Origin of the sequence: Pelosinus sp. sgz500959 (genome assembly GCF_042610375.1) — a bacterium.
Lineage (GTDB): Bacteria > Bacillota > Negativicutes > DSM-13327 > DSM-13327 > CTSoil-075.
The window spans coordinates 114,612-123,768 of record NZ_JBGJZL010000012.1 but is presented as its reverse complement, the minus strand read 5'-3'; the positions used below and the strand labels follow the sequence as shown (position 1 = coordinate 123,768).

Below are 9,157 nucleotides of genomic sequence, written 5' to 3'. Positions count from 1 at the left end.
GTATAGAAAAAATCTTCCCTGGGACAGGGACATTCATATCCTTCATCAATATTATACATAAAACTGATTGTTCGGAGTTTTTCTGACCCAAAATGAATAATCCTTCTGTACTATATCTTACAGGGACAGGTTCCGTGTTTTCTTCCTTCCAAACTCAATTTATGATAGTCCTTTCGATAAGCAAGAAACAAGCCCCCTATCCTATGTGCACTTATGATATCGAAAAAATCAATTTAACTATCTACATTCGCTATATCAAGATAATACTCTTGAAGAATATCGACCGATGGAGGCGACCGCATCTCACCAAATACAAAGCAAAAAAGCCACAAAATTCGTGGCTTCATAAGTATTTCGGATTTAGATGGTGGCGGCGAACCGCGACCTGTTCGGTAATCCCTTATTAGAGCAAGGAGATAGCGAAGAATTAGCCAGAAAATCAGCCTTGGCGGGGCGTAATTATGAATCGTCCTGTTCATGCTATTAGGTAAGACATTGGGGACGTCAGGCTGTGCGAAAACGCTTAACTTTCAGCCTCAAAATTAATCTCCAAAGGTCAATTTATCATAAAAATAACGGCTATAATCAAATATTAGCATTTAAGCTATCTGATTGCCGCTATCAATTGCTTGGCTCCCATAATATTGAGCACACGTTTTAGGTTATACATTAAACTGGAATTGTCAACAAAAACTAGACACAAAGTTAAGAAAAATTATGAATTTAATTCCTCAAATTGGGCAAGGGAAAGATATCCAAGAGAGGAATGCATTCTCTTGGTGTTGTAATATAGTTCAATATATTTAAATATTTCTTGCTGAGCTTGCTCAGGTGTTTCGAAATGAGCATCCTGAACAAGCTCTCTTTTTATTGTTCTATAAAATGATTCCATTAAAGCATTATCATATAGATTTCCTTTTCTGCTAACGCTTGATATCGCTCCATGTACACGTAGTAATGTCTGAAAGTTACCACTGGTAAATTGAGACCCTTGATCTGTATGAACGATAAGACCTTCTTTCGGACGTTCTCTACCATAAGCCTGCATAAATGCATCCATTACAAGGGCATCCTTCATATTTCGTCCCATAGACCATCCAGATACTTTACGAGAATAAATATCAAGGAATACGGCTAAATATAGTACACCTTTTTTTGTCGGCACGTATGTAATATCGCCAACCCAGATTTTGTTCCTGCCATCAGTTTGAAATGACTGATTAAGTAAATTAGGTCTTTCTATTGAAGATGATTGCTGATTGTAACGCTTATATCGATATCTTGTACCTTTGGGAAGCAGTTTCATGTTTCTCATCAACCGAGAGACACGTTTTCGGTTTGCAGTAATGCCTTGCTGTTTAAGAACTTTTGAAATCCTTATAGAGCCATACCTGCCTTTATGCTCTTCAAATATCTTTTTTATTTCAGTACTTAAGACTTCATTTTCAAGCATTCGCTTGGATGGTTTTCTATTTAGGTATTCATAGAAACCAGAACGTGAAATACTTAATGCTTTACAGGCCTTCTTGATATTATACTTGTCCTGGTTTTCCTTAAGATATTGAAATCTTATACATTCTTTTTCTTCAAGAAGGCCCGGAATTTTTTTAGTAGTTCTAACTCTGCTCTAAGCTCTTCATTTTCTCGTTTGAGCTTTTTAATTTCATATTGAGAATTATAAAGTGCGCTTCCATGACCTGGAAACGCACTTTCTCCATATTCTTCATACTCACTTATCCAGCGATACAGGCTGTTGTAATGGATAGATAATTCCTTTGCAACTTCAGAAACGGACATGCTATCTTCCAGAACTAATTTTACCGCTGCTATTTTAAATTGGCGATCATAACTTCTTCTACGCATAAACTGTCACCTTTTTCTCTTATTTTAGTGTCCAGTTTATCATACCATTTCCAGTTTAATGGTATCATTTTAAAAAGGCACCTGCTAACCGAGCCCCCATATCAAAGGCCTTTTGGCAGTCGATGGGGTATTGTTCTCTTTTCACTTGGTCCTTGTGTTTTTCATCGAACCTTGAGGCTTTATATTGGGAGTAGTCATCAAACTGGTAGGTATCTTGGGATAGTAAAAATTCCGATGGCCCATTTAATATTTTTCCACACAATTGTTTATGGATTTGAAACAAGCAATCATAATTGTAAAATTTCATAAACTCCTCTGGAATATTTAAGGAATGGATATCCTCAGGGGCATTCATCGTATAGATGAAACCTGAAGACACTTTTCCTGGGAAAAGTGATTGATATAAATCCGTTGTCATTCCTTGGCACTCATAATTGTGACCCGGAAACAGCAGGCGCTCTAAAAAAGACTGCATCGCACCAGTGGTATTGGCAAAATATATAGGTGTTCCCAATAGCAATACATTACATTTCTTAATTTTTTCCAGGACGCTTGTCAGATCATCTTTCACAACACAGTGTCCAATATGGTTGCTGTTTTTTCGCTTACAGGCAAAGCAACTGGTACAGCCCTTGAAATTTAGATCATATAAATGGTTGATTTCTATGTCTGCCCCTACGGATTTAGCTCCTTCAAGGGCTTTTTGTAACAAGGTGGCGGAATTCCGATTTTTCCTCGGACTCCCATTGATAGCAATTACTTTCATAACATCATCTCCTAATTTGCTTAACTAATTGATTCAGAGTATAATACAATTATACTTGTAAGGAACAAATAGACAAGTACGCACTTTTTTGTGCCTTATATAATAGTTGAGGAGATGTTTACAATTGAATAACCATTATGACGATTGTCCGCTTACATATGCACTAGAAATTATCGGCGGAAAGTGGCGAATGTTAATTTTATTTTACTTATTGGATGGCGGACTACGTTACAACCAATTAAAAAAGAAATTATGTGGAATCACTAACATTATGCTTACACGTTCCTTGCGCGAGTTAGAAGAGTATGGTCTTGTCAAACGTATTCAGTATTCGGAAATACCACCACATGTTGAATATTTTATAACCGAGCGTGCCGAAAAGCTCATTCCATCCCTGATGGCTATTACAGAATGGGGAAAAGAACAAAGATCACTAGCAAAGGATAAATAAAGTCATTTCTTGTAATTTACTGAGGTGATTAAATGTCTTATCAGAAGAATCGCGGGGACGATAGAATGTATGAAAACCAATCTCATTTTCTAATATAAATCTTTTTTGTTCTAGCGATATACCGATAAAATTGACTCGTATTGATTTAAAAAGTTATATAAAAAAGAAAACCAATACTTTTATGCAAGTACTAGTTGCCGCTTTTCCTGTAATCTTCTTACTAATTCCTTGATCCCAAGTATATTCATTACCCGTTTTATGTTATACGTTAAAAAGGACAAAGAGATCTCAGCACTGACTGAAGCCTTTCTTTTAGTGAGAAAGTAATAGGTTCCCCAGCTTCTTTAAAGTCCATTGATATCTGTAGTGATTGTAGTAGATCATATATTGTTGAAAGACATTGGGGACGTCAGGTTGTGNGGACAAAGAGATCTCAGCACTGACTGAAGCCTTTCTTTTAGTGAGAAAGTAATAGGTTCCCCAGCTTCTTTAAAGTCCATTGATATCTGTAGTGATTGTAGTAGATCATATATTGTTGAAAGACATTGGGGACGTCAGGTTGTGCGAAAACTAATTTTGCAATTTTAAATCTCCCACTTTAATGCATAAATGACCATTTTCTTCAATTCAATACAGTAAAATCAATACAGTAAAAAAATCTAAAAAGTGAAGGATATCCTTCACTTTTTAGATTTTTATTTATTAGTTTTGTAGTTTTCGCACAGTCTGGCGTCCCTTATTGTCTTCCAACGTACTTTTTAAACCATTTACCGTCTTATGCCCTGTAATCCAAAACTACTATCCCATGGTATGTTTCCAGATCTTCTTTTGTTAGGCTTAGATTTTTGATTGTCATTGTTGTTCTAGTCGACAATGACAGAAACTTTTCAACTGGGCTAAATAGATAGCCTAACAGTCCTAGAGCCTTCGTTCTATAGTGCATTGGGATTGTAATAACAGGTTTTAGCTGTTCCATTACTTCTACTGCAGCCAAGGCGTTGATGGTAGCAAGTCCCCCTACTGGTAATAGCAAAATGTCTACACTACCAATCTGTCCAAGTTGCTCAGATGAAAATTTATGACCTAAATCACCGCAATGGCAAACGTTTATATCATCTATCGTATACTTAAAAACAATGTTATTTCCTCTAAAAATACCACCCTTACTATCGTGAAAAGTTGATATGCCGGATATGGCAATTCCACTTTCAAGATATTCACCTGGTTTTTCTAGATGCTTAAAATCCCCTCGCACTATTGAGACGTTGTTATGGTCTGAGTGATTGTGACTGGTAGTAACTATGTCTGCCTCAAGATCCGGTAAAGGATAACCAATTTTTTTGTCGAACGGGTCAATCACAATTCTTGCTCCATTGTCAGATATTATTGTAAAACAAGATTGACCAAACCATTTGATTTCCATTTCCTATCCCCTCCCAATTATTGCGATAAATGAATTACACTTGGCTATATCCTGTTTATTACATTTGTTTTCCAAGAGATCGACGATAAGCTCCGATTCTACTAGTTACTCGAAAATACTAATAATTCCATCCATATTTTGCAAATTAATTCATACTACTGGACTTTGGAACGATTTGTTAGCAGAACCCTGGACGTATCCTTAATTATTGAAGCTACGACAGTTAAGTTAATGATAAAACTATTTGTTCTGTGGTTCTTAGTTGACCTATCCTAGGAAATATATAAGTACAAACATAGTCATGTTCTTCTTTTGTAGAAGCCGTCATTGCGTCTGTTGAAAAAATTTGGTTATAACCATGTTGATAAGCTTCTCTTGCCGTAGTGTCCACACCAATTCCAGTAGAAACACCACATAGAACAATGGTATCAATTCCACGACGTCTTAACTGTAAGTCAAGGTCAGTACCATAGAAGGCTCCCCATTGCCTCTTAGTAATAAGATGAGTTTTTTCCATATTTCCTAGTTCATGCACAAAGCTGTCCCAGCCTTCTGGTAATTGTACTGGATTAATTGGGGAGTCGGTCTTGGGCTTTAACATGTCTTTTCCATCTACAGATGAAACTCTTACAAGAACTACAAAGGCTCCTTTCTCCGTGAATGCATTCATTAATTTGCTTGCATTCTGAACGACTTGCGTGACAGTATAAGGTGAACCCTGCCTGTTTACAATTCCCTTTTGCAAGTCTATAACTACTAGCGCCGTTTTTTCTGCTTTCACTAATTTAGCTTCTGCTGATTTTAAATCTTCCATTTTTTTCTTTCCTCTTCATTTTCCTTTTTGTATAATGCTAAGTTTTTATACACCTTAAAATAAACCCATACTGCATTTATCAGTAGCAATGTGCTTGTAATAAAAAAAATATATTTGATACCCCAATAAGCCGCTACCTGTCCCCCTAGAATTGAACCTCCAAATACGCCTAAATACTGTGCCGACATGTTAAAGCCAAAAACTCTCCCTGTAAGAGAATCTGGTGTAATTTTCTTCACTAAGACATTAACAGAAGGAATCAACCCTGCCATTGCTATTCCTAATAAAAAGCGAAGCACCATTAACTGCCAAAAATTTTTTACAAAGGCCTGTGGTATAAAAATGAGGCCTGCCGCTACAAGTGCAGCTAACATAACCTTCTGTGGTCCAATCCTATCAGAAAGTTTTCCCAATATTGGAGCAGCAATTATATTTGCCAACCCTGAAGCGGAAAAAGCCATTCCAGCGAGCATTGCAACATGATTGGTGTTACTGGATAACTCGGCAACATATACTGTTATGATTGGTTCTACAGAGTATAATGCTACGGCTAATACAAAAGAGGTCACAAACATGATAATAGTTAAACCTTTGTTCGGAATAATATTCCATGTTTCCTTAGCACTAAGCACCTTTTTATCTTGACGAGTAAAAGATTCCTTTACAAGAAAAGCAGTTGTAATAAATGCAACCAACATCAGTGTACCGGTTATAAAAAATACATTTTGTAAACCAAGGGTCTCTGCTATATAACCGCCAATCAATGGTCCAAGCAAAGAACCTGCAATAGGTGCTGTAGAAAGTGTACCTAAAGCCCATCCCGCGTACTGTTTATCGGTCTGTGTTGCAATCAAGGTAATACAGGCTGTACCATACCCAGTGATAACGCCCTGCAACAATCTTAATCCTATCAGTTCATACACATTCTGAACAAAACCCATACTAAATATAACTACTGCCATGCCAAGGCTTGCTCGTAGGAGCATTGGTTTTCGCCCAAATCTGTCAGCGGCCTGACCCCATATTGGCGAAAAAACCGCTGAAACTATAAAGGTAATACCAAAAGCAATTCCTGAGAACTGCTCAATTAAGGCAGTATCGTGTATCCCAAGATGATCTATATAAAGCGGTAACACTGGGGCAATCTGGCCCATTCCTACGCCTGTTACAAACATCCCAAACCAGCAAACGATTAAATTTCTTTTCCAAATCGGCATGAATATGAGCCTTCCTTCTATTATGCATCAATTATTGTACAATAATATCCTCATTTTAACCTACGGATTAGCTTTATACCATGCATTATATTAAACTCCATGGACATTTTTGCTGTAATATTCCGAGGGGCTTATCCCTTCCATTCTTTTAAATATCCTACTAAAATAAAATTCATCAATAAATCCAAGCGCTTGTGCTACTTCTTTTACCTTTTTATCACCTTCGGCAATAAGTTCTTTGGCTTTATCAATTTTTATCTTATTAAAAAACTCAATGATAGAATATCCCGTATTCTCTTTGAAACTTCTTGATAGATAAGTAGAGGATAGATGCACCAGATCTGACAATTCAGTCAAGGTCACTCTATTATTTATATTTTGATGCATGTATTGAATGATTTTTTCCACCTTTAAAGAGGTGGAGTAATTCTGTTTTTGCTTTCTTATGTTTTGATAAATTGCAATTAATAATTGCTGAAATAAAGTCTTCGTAATAAACTCATATCCTGGTAGTTTGGTATTCCAGCTATCAACTAATTTTTTAAATATATCATCAATATGATAATAATCCTTTAATTCTTGTGCAAAGTGCAATGGGAGCATTTTTACTTCATCTCTAATAGCCCATTTACTATCATTAAAATTCACTTGCGCATAGCTAAAATGTACGGATCGAATACATATGGGTTCTTTCGTATCTATCTCTATAGAATGTTGTACATTAGGACAAATGTAGAATAGCATACCCTCTTTAATTGAATATCTTTTGTTTTCAATTATAATACTGCCCTTCCCCCCGGTAAAAAAAGCAAGCTCATGATGTTGAATTGTTCTAGTAATTTTTCTTGGCAATCTTTCTGATTCATAATTTTTCCTGCAATTGCAGTAATGAATGTGAAAAAAAAGATTTTTTATGCTCATGTTTCCCTCCATAATTCAATCTAGAATGCAATAAACGAAATATTCATTAATAAGTTGATTTTATCACATTTAATTTATTTATTAGGGTTTTAAGAAGATACTAAAGTTTTTTATTCAACTAAATCAATACAAAGAAATAACCCGCGAATTGCGGGTTCTATTTATCTCTAATTTAGATGATAGATGTGCTCCTCATTGAACTTCTTTTTCAACCCAGTTCATGCAATTTTTTTCCCAACTAGTGATGCGGATTTACTGGTTCTTCTAAAATTTAGATGTTATTTTCACGGACATGGCAATGTCATTTAAAAAGCTGTTTACACTGTCTAAGAAGCTAGCAATTCAGGCAACACAAGGCTTTATCGTCGGTTTCATAACATATCATTGAAAAGCCCCTGCCTTTCTTAGTAGCCAAACGATGATAATGGTAGCCCGAATCTGTCTATCTCCTAAATAGATTAGTTATCATCAGAATTATTTTCTTCGGAATCAGGTAAAGGTTTGGCGGCTGGCTGAGGAAACGGGGAAATTTCAATGGAAGATGAAAAATCAGTCGAATGTGCTTTAACGGTTTTTTCAACCATTTCAATAACCAATCTAGATATAATGGCTAAAATCATCATAAGAATGACAAAGTACGCAAAATGCCAGTTATAGTAAGCTTTTATGTCAAAGAACTGAAATGTTGGCGATATGACAAAGCTAAATAATAGGGCAGCGAAAGCCGACCATGTAAGATATTTTGACCAGGTAGCCCCGTACTGGTGGGCAAGCATTAACAGGATAGGAACAACTGTAAAGTCAATAGGAAAAACACCCGGAACAATCGGGAGCAACCGAATGTTGTGTTGCCATAGACCCATGGAAAATCCGACAATATCTACCATCACCGCCTGTACAGCAACAAAGGACCCAAAAAGAGTAATCTCAAATGCTCTTGATTTATCCAACAGTTTCAGCCATATCGCGTATAAAACCAATAAGAAGATGAGTGACCCCCACCAGCGACTTGAAAAAAGTTCTTCCGTAATATAGCGGTTCCATGTTATATTCCAAATTTGCAGTTGCAGTTGATGAAACAGTTCATTGCTACTCATAATGCACCTCCAGAAATAATATGAGCGACCCAACTCAATGACAAGAATGGGACATCTCATATACGATAGTATATGTAATTCGTTAACAAAAAAATCCTAGTCCCCCTGCATTCAAAGCGATTAATATAGAACTTCTTTAGTTTTTTTATCAAGAGTGAATGCTCAACTTAGAAGCGCGGGGACGTTCTTTGTACTTCTTCCTCACTCACGCCTTAAAATATTACTTTGATTAATTCCTATTACCCTGCAATCTACCATTTTATTACTCCATCTATCCCTTTATTGTTTTTTCAACGTTTTAAATAGAAAGCAAAATGAGCGTTCCTTTGCTTTGTATGGGCTCGTTTAATCACAAATAAATTTAATTATAACTACCCAAAACCAAGTTCATTATTAAAAATAAAAGACCACTTCTCATCCGCAAGAATGCAGATAAATAGCGGTCTCTATCACTTCAATTTTTTGTAAAAAATCGAATTTAGATGGTGGAGGCGATCTGTGACCTTGCAAATCCACCCTTTTAGCAAACGTGACTGAGTCACTGAACCGTCACTTGACTCATTTCTAAATATTTGGTTTAAAAAAGTCGCTACTAACGTTTAACA

General features: G+C 36.2%; 8 protein-coding genes. 1 reads left to right on the top strand and 7 read right to left on the bottom strand.

The genetic code is table 11. From position 1 onward, the window contains the following. Positions 1-715: 715 nt before the first annotated feature. A protein-coding gene (locus ACAN52_RS17565; RefSeq protein WP_378956254.1) for an IS3 family transposase occupies positions 716-1,863 on the bottom strand; the annotation gives its coding sequence in 2 pieces (ribosomal slippage) (positions 716-1,602 and positions 1,602-1,863; 1,149 coding nt in all). A 64-nt stretch (positions 1,864-1,927) separates the two neighbouring features. Continuing rightward, positions 1,928-2,629 (bottom strand): flavodoxin family protein, encoded by a 702-nt coding sequence (locus ACAN52_RS17560; RefSeq protein WP_378956253.1) that lies wholly within the window; start codon positions 2,627-2,629, stop codon positions 1,928-1,930. Between the two features lie 124 nt (positions 2,630-2,753). Between ACAN52_RS17560 and ACAN52_RS17555 the strand changes: the two genes are divergently transcribed. Then, the gene (locus ACAN52_RS17555) at positions 2,754-3,080 is read left to right on the top strand and encodes a winged helix-turn-helix transcriptional regulator (protein WP_378956252.1); all 327 of its coding nucleotides are present in this window, start codon (positions 2,754-2,756) and stop codon (positions 3,078-3,080) included. 775 nt (positions 3,081-3,855) lie between these two features. Here ACAN52_RS17555 and ACAN52_RS17550 read toward each other — a convergent pair. From ACAN52_RS17550 to ACAN52_RS17530, 5 genes are all read right to left on the bottom strand, one after another. After that, complete coding sequence (locus ACAN52_RS17550) at positions 3,856-4,503, bottom strand: MBL fold metallo-hydrolase (protein ID WP_378956251.1); 648 nt, start codon at positions 4,501-4,503, stop codon at positions 3,856-3,858. A 223-nt stretch (positions 4,504-4,726) separates the two neighbouring features. Further along, the gene (locus ACAN52_RS17545) at positions 4,727-5,317 is read right to left on the bottom strand and encodes a hydrolase (protein ID WP_378956250.1); all 591 of its coding nucleotides are present in this window, start codon (positions 5,315-5,317) and stop codon (positions 4,727-4,729) included. Further along, positions 5,305-6,534, bottom strand: a complete 1,230-nt coding sequence (locus ACAN52_RS17540; RefSeq protein WP_378956249.1) for a multidrug efflux MFS transporter — start codon at positions 6,532-6,534, stop codon at positions 5,305-5,307. Before ACAN52_RS17540 ends, ACAN52_RS17545 begins: the two co-directional genes overlap by 13 nt. A 90-nt stretch (positions 6,535-6,624) precedes the next feature. Then, complete coding sequence (locus ACAN52_RS17535) at positions 6,625-7,455, bottom strand: AraC family transcriptional regulator (RefSeq protein WP_378956248.1); 831 nt, start codon at positions 7,453-7,455, stop codon at positions 6,625-6,627. A 458-nt stretch (positions 7,456-7,913) separates the two neighbouring features. Then, entirely contained in the window at positions 7,914-8,552 is a 639-nt protein-coding gene (locus ACAN52_RS17530) for a CBO0543 family protein (protein WP_378956247.1), read from the bottom strand. Positions 8,553-9,157: the final 605 nt, after the last annotated feature.

Coding starts and splice junctions, on each gene's coding strand:
- ACAN52_RS17560 (WP_378956253.1), bottom strand. CDS start 2,629: ATGAAAGTAATTGCTATCAATGGGAGTCCGAGGAAAAATCGGAATTCC.
- ACAN52_RS17550 (WP_378956251.1), bottom strand. CDS start 4,503: ATGGAAATCAAATGGTTTGGTCAATCTTGTTTTACAATAATATCTGAC.
- ACAN52_RS17545 (WP_378956250.1), bottom strand. CDS start 5,317: ATGGAAGATTTAAAATCAGCAGAAGCTAAATTAGTGAAAGCAGAAAAA.
- ACAN52_RS17540 (WP_378956249.1), bottom strand. CDS start 6,534: ATGCCGATTTGGAAAAGAAATTTAATCGTTTGCTGGTTTGGGATGTTT.
- ACAN52_RS17535 (WP_378956248.1), bottom strand. CDS start 7,455: ATGAGCATAAAAAATCTTTTTTTTCACATTCATTACTGCAATTGCAGG.
- ACAN52_RS17530 (WP_378956247.1), bottom strand. CDS start 8,552: ATGAGTAGCAATGAACTGTTTCATCAACTGCAACTGCAAATTTGGAAT.